Below are 14,482 nucleotides of genomic sequence, written 5' to 3' on the forward strand. Positions count from 1 at the left end.
AGGAATCGAGTGGCATCGATGGCATGGCATCAGAATGGCGGCGACATGATAGCGCGGCCTTTAGAGATTTGATCCCGAAGAGCCTGGAACGAGACACGCGGCATATGTTCGCACATCTCCAGTTCGGCGCATGGTCTAGCCCTTATTCTGTCAGGCAATCGATCGACGCTCCGCAACCACAGCTGGGAGACCTATCTCAATGAACGTGCAACAGACGACCAGTGACGAACTTCTCGAGATCATTGCCTTCCGGTTGCATGCGCAGGAATTTTGCGTGCGCACGACCTCGATCCGGGAAATCCGTGGCTGGGCTCCGGTCACGCCGCTGCCGCACGCACCTTACGAAGTCATCGGCGTGATGAACCTGCGCGGCACCGTGATCCCGATCGTCGATCTCGCCGTCAAGCTCGGCATGCAGAACACCGAAGTGAATGAACGCAGCGCCATTGTTGTCACCGACATCAAGGGCATGACCGTGGGTATGCTGGTCGATCGCGTGTCCGACATCATGACCGTGCCGGCAAGCCGCCTGCAGCCGGTGCCGATGGCCGCCGGTTCCAGCGCCGCCTTTTCCGATGGCATTATCGCCCATGACAGCGGCATGATCTGCTTCCTTAACCTGGAACGCATGTTTGCCACTGATGACGCTGAAGACTGGGGCATGGTGGCGTAAGGCCTTTCAGGCCGGCATCCCCCCGATCCTCCTCACCGTCGATCATACCAAAGGCGCCGAATTTCTCCGGCGCCTTTGTCGTTGGCGAAAGCCAGCCTCAGAAACTTGCCGCAAGACGCCGGCGGATAACCTGCACGCCAGCTTTTCCGGGCGCGTCGAGCCCACGTTCCCAGGCAAGTGCTGTCCCAATGATGTGGTCGAGATCATCATGGACGGGTGTCCAGCCAAGGATTTCACGGGCAAGCGTGGAATCGGCAATAACAGCGCCCGCATCGCCGGGACGCCGCGGGCCGCAGTTGACCGCAAAATCGCAATCCTCCGCCCTCTTCACCGCAGACAGCACCTCCAGCACAGAATAACCCCGGCCATAACCGCAATTGGCCGTCAGCGACGTGCCGCCAGCGCGCAGATACGCAAGCGCCTTCAGGTGCGCGGCCACGAGATCGCTCACATGGATATAGTCGCGAATACCGGTTCCATCCGGCGTCGGGTAATCCGTTCCGTAGACATCGACGGAGGCACGCCGGCCAAGCGCTGCCTCGCAGGCGATCTTGATGAGGTGCGTGGCGCCCTCGGTGGAAAGGCCGGTGCGCCCCAGCGGATCGGCGCCCGCCACGTTGAAGTAGCGCAGCGCCACGTAGCGGAACGGGTGGGCGGCGGCGGCATCGCGCAGCATCATCTCCGCCATCAGCTTGGACTGGCCATAGGGATTTTTCGGCTGCGTCGGGGCACTTTCCTTGACCGGCGCATCATCTGGCTGGTCGCCGTAAACGGCTGCCGTCGAGGAGAACACAAAATGCTCTATGCCGGCGGCAATGGCGGCAGCGGCAAGCTGGCCGGTCTTTGACGTGTTGTTGTCATAATATTCCAGCGGATGCTTGACCGATTGCGGCACGACAATGGAGCCGGCAAAATGCAGGATCGCATCGATGCGGTTTTCGGAAAAGATCCGCTCCAGCATGCCACGATCACCGACATCGCCGAGATAAAACCGCGCTTTATCCGGCACCGCCCAGCGAAAGCCGGTGGAGAGACGGTCGAGAACGACCACTTCCTCCCCGGCATCCAAAAGGGCCAGCACCATATGGCTGCCGATATAACCTGCGCCGCCTGTCACGAGAACTGTCATGGTTCGATGCTCCTGCTTACACAACAGCGCGCATCGAACCATGACTGGGTTCAGTAAAACTTACCGAACATACGCCCGGGAAATCATTGTTTTCAATAGGGAAAACAGCGTGTTTTCGAAACTTCTAAAGTTTTAGCAATCGGCGGAAAGCCGTCACCTCAAAGCTTCAGGATGTAATCCGCCAGCCGGCCGGCGGCCTCTTCGACCTGTTTCGGATCCCGCAGGAAACAGGCACGCAGGAAGGCGCCGCCCCCCGGACCGAAGGCTGTTCCGGGCGCAAGGCCAACCAGCGTCTTGTCGACGATGTCGAAGGCGGCAGCGCGCGGATCGTCGATGCCATCGACCTTCAGGAACGCATAGAGCGCGCCATCCGGCTTCCGTGTCTGCACCCGGTTGGTGGCAATCAGCGTGTCGCAGAGGATATCACGCGAGGTGCGCGCGCGCTCGATATTGGAGCGCAGGAAATCGTCGCCCTGATCGAGCGCTGCAATCGCGCCGCGCTGCATGAAGGGGGTCAGCCCCGAACTGGAATACTGGATGAGGTTTTCCAGCACCTGGCCAATCGCCGGTGGTGCGACGATCCAGCCGACGCGCCAGCCGGTCATCGACCAGTTCTTGGAGAACGAATTGGCGTAGATGATGAGGTCGTCAGGCGTCTGCACGTCCATGAAGGAAGGCGCACGTGCGCCATTATAATAATAGAGCGCGTAGATCTCGTCGGCGATGATCCAAAGACCATGGCGGCGCGCCAGCGTAAGGATTGCCTTAAGGTCTTCTTCGGTCGCGGTCCAGCCGGTGGGGTTCGACGGCGTGTTGATGAACAGCGCGCGTGTGCGCGGGGTAATCGCCGCCTCAAGCTTTGCGATATCCAGCGACCAGCCGCCGCCGACGAAATCCACGGGAACGCTGACCGGTTTTGCGCCGGCAATACCGACGGCCGCCACGATATTGGGCCAGCTGGGGGTGAGGTAGATGATCTCGTCGCCCGGCGCCGTCAGCGCCTGCACACAGAGGTTGATCGCATGCATGCCGGAGCTTGTGGCAAAAAAATGCTCCATCGGCAGCGAGATGGAGAAATGCCGCTCATAATAGCGCGATAGCGCTTGGCGCAATTCCGGAAGGCCGCGCTGCCAGGTGTAGAAGGTTTCCCCGGCATCCAGCGCGTCTTTCGTCGCCTGATTGATGAAAGCCGGGCTCGGAAGATCGCCCTCGCCGGCCCAGAGCGGAATGAGGCCCTTGCGACCACGGGCATAGTTTACCAGTTCGACAATGCCGCTTTGGGGGGCGGCAAGAGCGCGCGCGCTCAAGGTTTCCATCTGTTTCATGCAAAACGTCTCCATCTTCTTCCCTCATAGCGCAGGCTCTTACCGAAATCCCATGAGTTTCGGTGAGAGCCTGATCGAATTTGGTGATGGATGACGCGTGCTTACCGCGGCGCCTTCAGGAGATCGCGGATTTCCGTCAGCAGCTGCACATCTGCCGGCGGCGGTGCAGGCGCTGCTTCCGGCGGCTTTTTCTCGTCATGGATGCGGATGCGGTTCACCGCCTTCACCATCATAAAGATGATCCAGGCGAGGATGAGGAAATTGAGCAGCACGGTGAGGAAGTTGCCATAGGCAAAGACGGCGCCCTGCTGCTTTGCCGCAGCCAGCGTATCGGCGGTGATCGCCGAATTGAGCGGAATGAAATAGTTGGAAAAATCGATGCCGCCGACGACGACGCTGACAATGGGCATCACCACGTCGTTCACCAGTGAGGTGACGATGCCGGTAAAGGCGCCGCCGATAATGATGCCGACCGCGAGATCGATGACATTGCCCTTGGCTATGAAGGAACGGAATTCGGAAATCATCGACATGGCTGTCCTCTCAGTGATGCTTGCAAAGATTAAGGCAATATATCGCGCATCCGCCGGCTGGAAAGATGCAAAGGTGCGCCTGCCATCGCGATAGCCCGCCTCTGACCCTTATTGTACTTTTTGCCAACAGCCAGCTTCATTTCCAAGCCGCATGCTTTGGCGTAGATTGCAGGCGCCGGTAAAACCTGCCGGCACACATGGAGGGGTGCGGAGGGTTCATGCTGCCTGGCTGGGTGATATTGCTGTCGGCCTGCGCCTACATTCTGCTGCTGTTTGCCGTGGCAAGTTACGGAGACCGCAGGAGCCGGCGGCTTGGCGTGCCGAAACGCGGCCGACCTGTCGTTTATGCCCTCAGCCTTGCCGTCTATTGCACCTCCTGGACCTATTTCGGTGGCGTCGGCCTTGCCTCGGAGCGCGGGCTGGAATTCACCGGCATCTATATCGGCCCCATCCTTGCATTTACGCTCGGAATGCCACTCATCCGGCGCATCGTGGAGCTGGCGAAAGCCGAAAAGCTCACCTCGGTTGCCGATTTCATTGCTGCCCGCTACGGCAAGAATTCCACCGTTGCCCTCATCGTCGCGATCATCTCGCTGGTCGGCGCCATTCCCTATATCGCACTGCAGCTGAAGGCGGTGTCGGATTCGGTTGCCACCATCGTTGATCCCGGCCAGTACGGCATCGGCAGCGGTAATCTCTATTTCCTCGATCTGGCGCTGATCGTCACCCTGCTGATGGCATGTTTTGCCGTCATGTTCGGCACGCGCCACACCGATGCGACCGAACATCAGGATGGGCTGATCCTGGCGGTCGCCATGGAATCGGTGGTCAAGCTGGTGGCCTTCTGCACCATCGGGCTTTCGGTGATCTTCCTGATTTTCGACGGCCCCGCCGATCTCTGGGCGAAGGCGGCCGACAACGCGCTGGTCAATGCGGCGCTGACCTACCAGACGCCGCTGCCGCGCTGGCTGATGCTGATCGGCCTTTCCGGCTTCGCCATCCTGATGCTGCCGCGCCAGTTCCATGTGACGGTGGTGGAAAACCGCACGGCCGCCGAGCTGAAAATGGCCAGCTGGCTTCTGCCGCTTTATCTCGTCGCCATCAATATCTTCGTGCTGCCGGTCGCCGTCGGCGGGCTGATCGAGTTTGGCGGCGCCGGCAATGCCGATCTTTACGTGCTGCAACTGCCACTTTCCAAGGAAATGGCGTTTGTCACGCTGATCACCTTCATCGGCGGTTTTTCGGCAGCCACCGCCATGGTCATCGTCGCCTCGGTGGCGCTGTCGATCATGATCTCCAATGACATTGTCATGCCGATCTTCCTGCGCCGCAAGCTGATGACCTCGGGCGGCCACCGGGCGGATTTTGCAAAACACCTGCTGCGCATCCGCCGCACCGCCATTTTCGGGGTGCTGATGCTGGGTTACGGTTATTATCGGACCGCCGATTCCGGCACCGGCCTCGCCTCGATCGGACTTCTGGCCTTCGCCGCCATTGCGCAGATGGCGCCAGCGCTGTTCGGTGGTCTCTTCTGGCGGCGGGCCAATGCACGCGGCGCCATCGTCGGCATGTGCCTGGGCTTCCTCGCCTGGGCCTATCTTCTGTTTGTGCCAAGCCTTGGCGGGCCGGATAATTCGGCGCTGGCAGCAACCGTGCTGGATTTCATCGTGCCCGGCACGACCCTGTTTTCAGGACCGGATGCCGATCCGCTGGTCAACGCCGTCCTGCTCAGCCTCATCCTAAACAGCGTCGCCTTCGTGATTGGCTCGCTGTCTCGCAATCCGCGCCCGATGGAGCGCATCCAGGCGGGCATTTTCGTCAAGCGTCACTTGCGCTCGCAATTTGCCACGCGCGGCTGGAAAACCCGCGTCAGCGTCGGCGATCTGAAGGCCGCCATCGCCCGCTATCTCGGCGAGGAACGCATGTTACGTTCCTTTGCCCATTACGAGCGCACCGCCGGCCGTCGCATTGCCGACAAGGAGGCCGCAGATATGGCCTTCATCCATTTTTCCGAGCAGCTGCTGGGCAGCGCCATCGGCTCCTCCTCTGCCCGCCTCGTACTGTCGCTCATCCTGCAGAAGGCAGAGGATACCAGCTCCGATACCGCCTGGCTGCTCGATCAGGCGAGCGAGGCGCTGCAATATAATCAGGACATGCTGCAGACGGCGCTCTCCCAGATGGACCAGGGCGTGGCGGTGTTCGACAGTTCCGACCGGCTGGCGATTTGGAACCGCCGCTTCCGCACGCTGCTCGATCTTCCCGAACAGGTGGGGCAGGTCGGTTATCCGCTGAGCGACATCGTCGGCATCCTCACCGACCGCGCCGACATCTCGGCCGAGCACGGGGCAACGGTGATGGGGCGCATCAAGGCGCTGGATACGCCGTTCTCGCTGGTGCTACGTGGCGGCGAACGCATCATTGAAGTGCGCTCCAACGCCATGCCGGATGATGGCATCGTCGCCACCTTTACCGACATGACCGACCGCGTGGCGGCAGCACAAGCACTGCGGCAGGCCAACGAAACGCTGGAACAGCGGGTGGAGGAACGCACCGCCGAACTGACACGCGTCAACCGGGAACTGGCGGAAGCGCGCGCCTCCGCCGAGGAGGCAAACCTTGGCAAGACGCGGTTTTTTGCCGCTGCAGGCCACGACATTTTGCAGCCGCTGAATGCGGCGCGCCTTTATTCCTCTTCGCTGGTCGAGCGGCTTGGTCAGTCGGAAAACAGTGCCATGGTGCGCAACATCGATTCGGCGCTTGAATCGGTGGAAAGCATTCTCGGCGCCGTCCTGGATATTTCGAGGCTCGATACGGGCGCGATGAAACCGCGCGTCACCTCCGTCTCGCTGGATGACCTGCTGCGGCGCATAGAGACTGACTTTGCGCCGATTGCCCGCGAAAAAAAGCTCAAGTTCCGCGTCATGCGGACATCCCTCAACGTTCGCACCGACCCCAACCTGCTGCGCCGGCTGGTGCAGAACCTTGTCTCCAACGCCATCAAATATACGATCAGCGGCAAGGTGCTGGTGGGTGCGCGCCGACGCGGGCGCGACGTGGTGATCGAAGTGGTGGATTCCGGCATCGGCATCCCCTCCTCCAAGTTCAAGACGGTGTTCAAGGAGTTTGCCCGGCTGGACGAGGGCGCGCGCACGGCAGCTGGCCTCGGTCTTGGTCTCTCGATCGTTGACCGCATTTCGCGCGTCCTCTCCCATCCGGTCGAGCTTGCCTCGACGCCGGGGCGCGGCACGATTTTTAGAGTCAAGGTTCCCCGTGATCTCGCCCGCCCGCGAAGCCTTGGCGTGAATGGCGGCGCCCAGCCGCTGCCGCAGCCGCTGTCGGGCCTGAAGGTGCTGTGCATCGACAACGAACCCAAAATCCTCGAGGGTATGGCGCTGCTGCTGTCCGGTTGGGGATGCACAGTCACGAGCGCCGGTTCGCTTGATGCCATCGACCACCTGCTGGAGAACCCAGGGGCAAGCCCGGACGTGGTGATTGCCGATTATCATCTGGATGACGGCACCGGGATCGAGGCAATCCTGAAGCTTCGAACGCTTATCGGCGGCGCTGTGCCCGGCCTGCTGCTGACTGCCGACCGCAGCCAGGATGTGCGGGCGGAGGCGGAAAAATACGGGCTCAGCCTGCAGCACAAACCGGTGAAGCCGGCAGCACTGCGCGCCTATGTCACCCAGGCGGCTGCCATTCGCCGGGCCGCTGCCGAATAGGTATCCGCCGCAGGCTTGCCCCTCGCCTTACCATTCATTTCTGGTTAATGCCGTATTTGTGACAATCGCTTCGTTACAAGAAGTGTTGCGCTGCGGGAACCGCCCCGCTTAAGCCGCGTTAAATGGCCAAACTTCCTGCCCGTAGAGGCATCACGGACCGACCGGCGCGAGCCTTCGGACGCTACGAGACGGAGACGCGACCGATGAAACGTTATGACCTCATTGACGGTATGCGGGGATATTTCCTCGTTTTCATGTTGATCAACCACCTGATCTTTGCAGGCGGCTACTGGCTGGTGAACATCAATCACAACCAGCTCGCCTTTGTGGAAGATGCGCAAGGTTTCGTTTTCCTGTCGGGCCTGCTGATTGGCATGGTCTATGTGCGCAAGATGGCGAAAAACGGCTATGCCGCGGGTCGCCAGGCGATCTATTCGCGCGCTTTCGAGCTGTATCGTTATGCCATGGGCATCGTGATCTGCGTGCTGGCAGCCCAGATGGTGCTGCCGGGCGCCTATTACATCTGGTACAACTGGCTGGGGTATACGACGTTTGATGATCCGTGGCGTCTGGCGGCCATTGCGAGTTTCGTCTTCCAGCCGACCTTCATGGATATCCTGCCGCAATACATCATCTACATGCTGTTTGCGCCGATCCTCGTGAAGCTCGTCATCGACGGCAAGTGGGCGCATGTCATGGCAGGCTCGCTGATCCTCTGGATGGCGGGACAGCTTGGCCTGCAGAAGATCGTTACTGATCCGATCAACAGCTTCTTCATGCGCCCCGACGATCAGGGTATTCGCGCTTCGTTCAACCTGCTCGGTTGGCAGATCGTGTTTTATTCCGGCCTGGTGCTGGGGGCGCTGACGTCGCTCAACCGCATCAACTGGGGTAAGATCTTTTCGCCTGAGAATACGTTCATTCCGACGATCTGCGTGCTCATCTGCGGTTTCTTCCTGCCGCTGCGCATCATGACCGCTCATGGCATGATGCCGGCTGAACTGGCGGGCAAGTTCGCCACGATGGAAATCCGCGCCGATTTTGGCCCGGTCTACCTCATCAACTTCGTTGCTGCCGCAACGCTTCTGACCTGGATGGTGATCGCCGGCCCGAAACACAAGGCGCAATGGGTGCAGCGCATCGCCAATGGCATCATCTGGGTTCTGTCGCTGAAATTCCTCCAGCTGCTCGGTCGCCATTCGCTTTATGTCTATGTCTGGCATGTCGGCATCGTCTACGCGGTTTATTATTTCGATGGCCGCACGCCGGAGCTTTCGGAAGTGACGAAAACGATGATCGCCTTCAGCTGCATCGGCCTTCTCGCCATCCCGGCCCTGTGGCGCGAACGCGACAAGTGGCTGACGCTGGACGTCGGCAGTGTTTCTCCCCAGACGGCCAAGGCGAATGCATCGAAGGTCGGGATTTCCCCAAAACCGGTCCTCGCCTCCAAAACGGCGCCAAAGACCGCCTGAGCAAAGAGGCCAGACACATGATCAAGCGGCGGCACCCGGCAACGGTGCCGCCGTTTTACGTTTGCGGGCAGTGGATAACCGGAGCGCGTTTGGCGGCGCCTATGACGATCAGGCCTGAACGTTCTGCGCGCGCATCTCGAAATGCACGACGAGCCCTGTCGGCTCATAGGACAGACGGCATTCGCCGCCGAGGCTTGCCGACATGCGGCGCACGAGGTCAGTGCCAAATCCCTGGCTTGTCGGCAGGGCAACCGGCGGACCGTTTTGTTCGCGCCAGACGAGATCGATCAGGTCGCCAGCCTGAGCAGGATCCTGCCCCTCTGCCGAACGGCGGTGCCAGGACACGACGATCTGCCCGACATCCTGCGACAACGCGCCGTATTTCAACGCATTGGTGCCAAGCTCGTGGATGATGAGGCTGAGCGAGATGATGGTGGCGCCGTTGAGGTTGAGTCTTGGCCCCTCGAATGCCAGCCTCTCACCTTCCGACAGGCCGAGCGGTTCCAGCGCGGCAAGGATCGCCTCGCGGATATCGGCACTGCCGCCATGCAGGGAGCCGCGCAGAAGCGTGATGGAATGGCCCATGGCCTGCACCCGCTGGCGCAGCTGGCTGCCCAGTTGCTGCGGGGTCGTGGCATGGCGCTGCGACAGGGCGATCAGGCCACTGGTGGTGGCCAGCAGGTTTTTGAGCCGGTGATCCACCTCTTCCGAGACAAGCTGCTGCAGCTGCAGGTTATAGGCGAGATCATCACGCACCCGCACCTGCGAACCGTAGGCGGCCAGCAGCAATTGCAGGAGGCCAAGATCGATGGCAATGACGAAGAAATAAAACGCCAGTGCCGTAATCGCCGGAACCGTCAGGGCAAAGGAGGCCACCGGCGGAATGAACCAGTACCAGGCGACGAGCCCGCAGATCATCGTGTTCATGAGGGCCGGATAGATGCCAAAGCAGAAACCGGTGAGGATCACGGCCGGGAAAAACGTCAGGTAAGGAAAACCGGGCGGCAGGTAATCATCCACGAGGAAACGTAAGGCAACGGCAATGACTGCGATAACCAGCGAGATCAGGTAGGCATAAACCTTCTCCCGCACAGTCGATTGCTGTGTGGTGGAGCGGAAGGCAGGCAGGCGCGACAGCAAGCTCACGACGCGATTATCCCGCGCAGCAAGCCGGCTGAAAGCCAAGGCCGCCCGCGAGGGTGCCTCGCCCTTGCTTCCCATGAACATCCATCCCCCTTGCGGCCTTGCGCTTTGGCAATTCCGACTGTGTGCCCCACGCCGTATGCGACTGTTTCTTATGTAGAAATGCGACAGATACCACTATCGCAGGCGCCACCAAAACCGCAACAGGAAAACGTGAGCCTTCACGATGCATTTCCGCCTCTTCTCATAAGTGTGGCAGGATCGCTGCCCTCCCACCGGGGGATGCGTGACGTATTCCCGCAACCGGGCTAGTCTCGCGCCATTCACACACGGTCGGAGACCATCATGTTACGCGGCATCGCGGCTCTTCTTCTTTTCCAGCTCCTTGGCGAAAGCCTTGTTTTCCTGACCAAACTGCCGGTTCCCGGACCTGTTGTCGGGCTGGTTCTGCTGTTTCTCGCCCTCCAGCTCGGCCGGCGCACGGGACGTGCGCCTTTTCCCCAGGTGGAAGGGGCAGCCGGTGCACTTCTGTCCAATCTCGGCCTGCTGTTCGTTCCGGCCGGTGTCGGCATCGTATCGCTCTGGGGTGTCCTGCAATCGCAGCTTGGCCCAATTGCGGTGGTTCTGATCGCCTCGGCCGCCTTCACCCTTGCCGTCACCGTCTGGACCTTCATCGCCGCCCGCCGGTTCTTCGATGGCAAATGGGGGTCCTGATGCGCAGTCCCGTCGATCTCTGGGTCTACCTTTCCACCTCGCCGCTGATCTGGCTGACACTGACCGTCTGCACCTGGATTGCAGCCTCCGAACTGTCGGTTCGCCTGAAGCGCAATCCGCTGGTGAACCCGGTTCTCACCTCGGTCATCTTCCTGTCGGCGGTGATGACGGTGTTTCACATCCCTTACGAAAAATTCTTTGCCGGCGCGCAGTTCGTACATTTCCTGCTCGGACCCGCAACGGTTGCCATTGCCGTTCCGCTTTACCTGCAATGGGATGAGGTGAAGCGCGTTCTGCCACCGATCGGGGTGGCGCTTGCCGTGGGGTCCGTTGCCGCCGTGCTTTCTGTCGTGGTGCTTGGAACGCTGGTTGGCCTGCCGCGCGAGATGATGATTTCCTTCCTGCCAAAATCGGCAACCGCCGGCGTTGCCATGGCGATCTCCTCGTCGCTCGGCGGCAATCCTTCGCTGACGGCCGTGCTGGTGATCCTCACCGGCATTATCGGCGCCCTCATCGTCACGCCGCTGATGAACCGCATGGGCATCCGCGATTATGCCGCGCGCGGCTTTGCCGTCGGCCTCACCTCCCACGGCATCGGCACCGCGCGCGCCTATGATGTCGATCCGACGGCCGGCCTGTTTGCCGGTATCGCCATGGCGCTGAACGCGCTGGCAACCTCGCTCATCGTCCCCATCGCCGCGCGGCTGCTGCTGGGGGCATGAACCGTCCGCCGGCGCACCGCAAATGTGTGCGCCGGCGGGCACCAAGCCTCTGTTTAAGGCGCACCGGAACTATCCGCAGAACAAGGTGTTCAGGGAGCCGGCTTCAGCGAGGAAATGATCGCCAACAATTCGTCACCGTGCTTCTCCTGCTCGCCTTTGGAGCCCCAATAAGTGATCAGCAGCAGCTTGCCGGGCTTGGGCGACAGAACCGAAAGGCCAACATTCACCGGCCCATCCGTGTCAGTGCCGGTCCAGTCGAAATTGGACATGCTCATGCCGTTGATCATTTCCTCCGACTGTTTCTGCGTCGACCCATCTATGGTGACACCGGCCTCCTTCAGGAAGGCCAGGGCATCATCGATCACCTTGTCGCTGGTCTTTTCATCGGCGATATCGATGGCCAGATAGATCGCGCTGTCATCCGATGTGGCCTGGATGCCGCTTTCGGTTTCTTCCGGACCCCAGCTTTTGGGGATCGAGATGCTGGCAATAGGAGCATCGCTTGGAAATACCAGGGTTTTCATGGCAGCGAAGGACGCAGATGGAAACAGCATGGCTGCGAAAGCGGCAGCGACAATGATTTTCTTCACGGAACGGGATCCTTGTGAGAAGAGAGGCTGAGTGGAAAGAAAGGCCGGCGTGTCGGCACAGTCTGAAGCGCACCGGTTACCCGCCGTACTACACGAAATTGCTCAGCCAGCCGTGAACAGGCTTGGTAACCGGAAGGACAATTTGGGGCGGCCAAGGAAACGTAGCCTGAAACGGCAAACAGGCCCCTTTCGGAGCCTGTCCACTAATCCAATAAAGTCCGATGCGGATCACGCCGCCTTCTGCGCTGCGCCATAGGGATCGAACCGCGTGTAGAACGTGTCTCCCTTGGCAGCCATATCGAGAAGCAGCGGCGTCGGCTTGAAATGCTCGCCGTACTGGCTAGCCAGCGTTTCGCAGAGCGTAACGAACGTCTTCACGCCCATGCCGTCAATGTAAGACAGCGTGCCGCCGGTATAGGGTGCAAAACCGAAACCGAGGATGGAGCCGACGTCGGCCTCACGCGGGTCCGTCACGATGCCTTCTTCCATGGTGCGGGCCGCTTCCAGCGCGATGGTGACGAGAAGGCGCTGCTTCAGCACGTTTACATCGACCTCCGCTGCCGGCTTCTGCGGATAGAGATCCTTGAGGCCCGGCCACAGAGACTTTTTCGCAGGCTTTGCCGGATAGTCGTAGAAACCACGTGTGTTCTTGCGGCCGCGACGATCGAGATCGTTCACGAGCTTATCGACCAGCGCCATATGCTCGGGCTTGACCGAGGCTTCACCGAGATCGGCAATCGAGGCCTTCATGATCTTCTGGGAGAGATCGACGGCCACTTCATCGTTGAGCGACAGCGGCCCGACCGGCATGCCCGCCATCTTGGCGGCATTTTCGATCATGGTGGCCGGCACGCCTTCGATCAGCATGTCATAGGCTTCGTTGATGTAGCGGAAAACGCAGCGGTTGACGTAGAAACCGCGGGTATCGTTGACAACGATGGGGGTCTTCTTGATCTGGGCGACGTAATCCAGCGCCACGGCCAGAGCCTCATCCCCGGTTTCCTCGCCCAGGATGACTTCCGTCAGCATCATCTTTTCGACCGGCGAGAAGAAATGCACGCCGATGAACTGTTTTGGACGTTTTGAATTCTTCGCAAGGCCGGTGATCGGAAGCGTCGAGGTGTTGGAGGCAAAGATCGCGCCCTCCGGCAGAACGGCCTCGACCTTTTCGATGACATCCTTCTTGACCTGACGGTCTTCGAAGACGGCTTCCACGACGAGCGAAACATCCGACAGGGTCGAATAATCGGCGGTGGGGGTGATGAGGGAGAGCAGCTTTTCGCCGTCCTCCTTGGTCATGCGCCCCTTGCCGATCTGGTCTGCGACCAGCTTTTCCGAATGGGCCTTGCCCTTGGCGGCGGCTTCTTCGTCGCGGTCGATCAGCGAGACGGCGATGCCGGCAGCTGCCGTGACATAGGCGATGGAAGCGCCCATGAAGCCAGCGCCGACGACGCCGATTTTCGAAAGCTTCTTTTTCTCGATGCCGGCGGGGCGGCGAGCGCCCTTGCCCAGTTCCTGCATGGAAATGAACAGCGAGCGGATCATAGAAAACGCTTCGGTGGTGCGCAGGATTTGCGTGAAATACCGCTGCTCGACCTTAAGCGCCGTATCGAAAGGCAGTTGCAGCCCTTCATAGACGCATTTGAGGATGGCAAGCGCGCCTGGATAATTGCCTGATGTTTCGCGGCGCAGGATCGCGGGAGCGGCTGGCCAGAGCTGGGCGGCAGCCGGCGTCCAGATACCGCCGCCGGGGACTTTAAAGCCCTTTTCATCCCAGGGGGCGACGGGCTTCAGGCCGTCCTTGATCATCTGCTTGGCGGCCGGCACGAGCTGATCGGGCTCGACCACCTGATGGACGAGGTTCATCGCCTTTGCGCGCTGGGGCGTCAAAGTCTGGCCGGTCGTCATCATCTGCAGGGCATCCTGCGTGTTGGCAAGGCGCGACACACGCTGCGTGCCGCCGGCGCCCGGAAAGATGCCGACCTTGACTTCCGGCAGCGCGAGCTTGACGGACTTGGCGTTCGAGACAACGCGGCCATGGCACGACAGCGACAGTTCCAGCGCGCCGCCCATGCACACGCCATTGATGGCGGCCACCCACGGCTTGCCGTTGGTTTCGATCTTGCGCCACAGCCAGGTCATGCGCCCGGCTTCCTCGAACAGCTTTTGCATCGCGGTTTCGGGGTTCTTCGCCTGCTCTTCCTGCAGAAGCGTGAACATGCCGCGGATCATGGTGAGATCGGCGCCGCCGGAAAAGGCGGACTTGCCCGAGGTGAAGACGACGCCCTTGACGGCCTCGTCCTTGACGGTCGCATCGACGATAGCGTCGATTTCCTGCATCACCTCGACGGTGAAGACGTTCATCGACTTGTCCGGCATGTCCCAGGTGACGAGGGCGATGCCGTCTGCGTCAGTCTCGACGGTGAAATTCTTGTAGGTCATGGGTTTCTCCTCCCCGC

Annotated in this window: 11 protein-coding genes; 5 read left to right on the top strand and 6 right to left on the bottom strand. The window is 60.6% G+C overall.

Annotated elements, in window-relative coordinates; all coding sequences use genetic code 11:
• Positions 1 to 199: 199 nt before the first annotated feature.
• A complete protein-coding gene (locus AC4CWF_RS16125; RefSeq protein WP_491282646.1) occupies positions 200 to 673 on the top strand; it encodes a chemotaxis protein CheW in 474 nt (157 codons plus the stop codon).
• A 97-nt stretch (positions 674 to 770) separates the two neighbouring features.
• Here AC4CWF_RS16125 and galE read toward each other — a convergent pair whose 3' ends face one another.
• The 3 genes from galE to mscL all read right to left on the bottom strand — a co-directional run bounded on the left by galE (position 771) and on the right by mscL (position 3,654).
• Complete coding sequence (gene galE / locus AC4CWF_RS16130) at positions 771 to 1,802, bottom strand: UDP-glucose 4-epimerase GalE (RefSeq protein ID WP_491282647.1); 1,032 nt, start codon at positions 1,800 to 1,802, stop codon at positions 771 to 773.
• A 158-nt stretch (positions 1,803 to 1,960) separates the two neighbouring features.
• Positions 1,961 to 3,127, bottom strand: coding sequence for a pyridoxal phosphate-dependent aminotransferase (locus AC4CWF_RS16135; RefSeq protein ID WP_491282648.1), 1,167 nt, complete (start codon positions 3,125 to 3,127; stop codon positions 1,961 to 1,963).
• A gap of 101 nt (positions 3,128 to 3,228) precedes the next feature.
• Entirely contained in the window at positions 3,229 to 3,654 is a 426-nt protein-coding gene (mscL, locus tag AC4CWF_RS16140; protein ID WP_491285438.1) for a large conductance mechanosensitive channel protein MscL, read from the bottom strand.
• A gap of 224 nt (positions 3,655 to 3,878) precedes the next feature.
• Between mscL and AC4CWF_RS16145 the strand changes: the two genes are divergently transcribed.
• Complete coding sequence (locus tag AC4CWF_RS16145; RefSeq protein WP_491282649.1) at positions 3,879 to 7,382, top strand: PAS domain-containing hybrid sensor histidine kinase/response regulator; 3,504 nt, start codon at positions 3,879 to 3,881, stop codon at positions 7,380 to 7,382.
• Between the two features lie 203 nt (positions 7,383 to 7,585).
• Entirely contained in the window at positions 7,586 to 8,854 is a 1,269-nt protein-coding gene (locus AC4CWF_RS16150; RefSeq protein ID WP_491282650.1) for an OpgC family protein, read from the top strand.
• Between the two features lie 108 nt (positions 8,855 to 8,962).
• Here AC4CWF_RS16150 and AC4CWF_RS16155 read toward each other — a convergent pair whose 3' ends face one another.
• Positions 8,963 to 10,081 (bottom strand): HWE histidine kinase domain-containing protein, encoded by a 1,119-nt coding sequence (locus AC4CWF_RS16155; RefSeq protein ID WP_491282651.1) that lies wholly within the window; start codon positions 10,079 to 10,081, stop codon positions 8,963 to 8,965.
• Positions 10,082 to 10,342: 261 nt separating this feature from the next.
• Here AC4CWF_RS16155 and AC4CWF_RS16160 point away from each other — a divergent pair, with 261 nt between their 5' ends.
• Entirely contained in the window at positions 10,343 to 10,711 is a 369-nt protein-coding gene (locus AC4CWF_RS16160) for a CidA/LrgA family protein (RefSeq protein WP_491282652.1), read from the top strand.
• The gene (locus AC4CWF_RS16165; RefSeq protein WP_491282653.1) at positions 10,711 to 11,433 is read left to right on the top strand and encodes an LrgB family protein; all 723 of its coding nucleotides are present in this window, start codon (positions 10,711 to 10,713) and stop codon (positions 11,431 to 11,433) included. The genes AC4CWF_RS16160 and AC4CWF_RS16165 overlap by 1 nt, the downstream gene beginning before the upstream one ends.
• 89 nt (positions 11,434 to 11,522) lie before the next feature.
• Here AC4CWF_RS16165 and AC4CWF_RS16170 read toward each other — a convergent pair whose 3' ends face one another.
• Positions 11,523 to 12,023, bottom strand: a complete 501-nt coding sequence (locus tag AC4CWF_RS16170) for a histidine kinase (RefSeq protein WP_491282654.1) — start codon at positions 12,021 to 12,023, stop codon at positions 11,523 to 11,525.
• Between the two features lie 228 nt (positions 12,024 to 12,251).
• Entirely contained in the window at positions 12,252 to 14,465 is a 2,214-nt protein-coding gene (locus AC4CWF_RS16175; RefSeq protein ID WP_491282655.1) for a 3-hydroxyacyl-CoA dehydrogenase NAD-binding domain-containing protein, read from the bottom strand.
• Positions 14,466 to 14,482: the final 17 nt, after the last annotated feature.

This window comes from Neorhizobium sp. PAMB6630, from assembly GCF_058242775.1.

Excerpts from the sequence above, each read along its gene's own strand:
- AC4CWF_RS16125 (WP_491282646.1), top strand. The coding sequence starts at position 200 with ATGAACGTGCAACAGACGACCAGTGACGAACTTCTCGAGATCATTGCC.
- galE (WP_491282647.1), bottom strand. The coding sequence starts at position 1,802 with ATGACAGTTCTCGTGACAGGCGGCGCAGGTTATATCGGCAGCCATATG.
- AC4CWF_RS16135 (WP_491282648.1), bottom strand. The coding sequence starts at position 3,127 with ATGAAACAGATGGAAACCTTGAGCGCGCGCGCTCTTGCCGCCCCCCAA.
- mscL (WP_491285438.1), bottom strand. The coding sequence starts at position 3,654 with ATGATTTCCGAATTCCGTTCCTTCATAGCCAAGGGCAATGTCATCGAT.
- AC4CWF_RS16145 (WP_491282649.1), top strand. The coding sequence starts at position 3,879 with ATGCTGCCTGGCTGGGTGATATTGCTGTCGGCCTGCGCCTACATTCTG.
- AC4CWF_RS16150 (WP_491282650.1), top strand. The coding sequence starts at position 7,586 with ATGAAACGTTATGACCTCATTGACGGTATGCGGGGATATTTCCTCGTT.
- AC4CWF_RS16155 (WP_491282651.1), bottom strand. The coding sequence starts at position 10,081 with ATGTTCATGGGAAGCAAGGGCGAGGCACCCTCGCGGGCGGCCTTGGCT.
- AC4CWF_RS16160 (WP_491282652.1), top strand. The coding sequence starts at position 10,343 with ATGTTACGCGGCATCGCGGCTCTTCTTCTTTTCCAGCTCCTTGGCGAA.
- AC4CWF_RS16165 (WP_491282653.1), top strand. The coding sequence starts at position 10,711 with ATGCGCAGTCCCGTCGATCTCTGGGTCTACCTTTCCACCTCGCCGCTG.
- AC4CWF_RS16175 (WP_491282655.1), bottom strand. The coding sequence starts at position 14,465 with ATGACCTACAAGAATTTCACCGTCGAGACTGACGCAGACGGCATCGCC.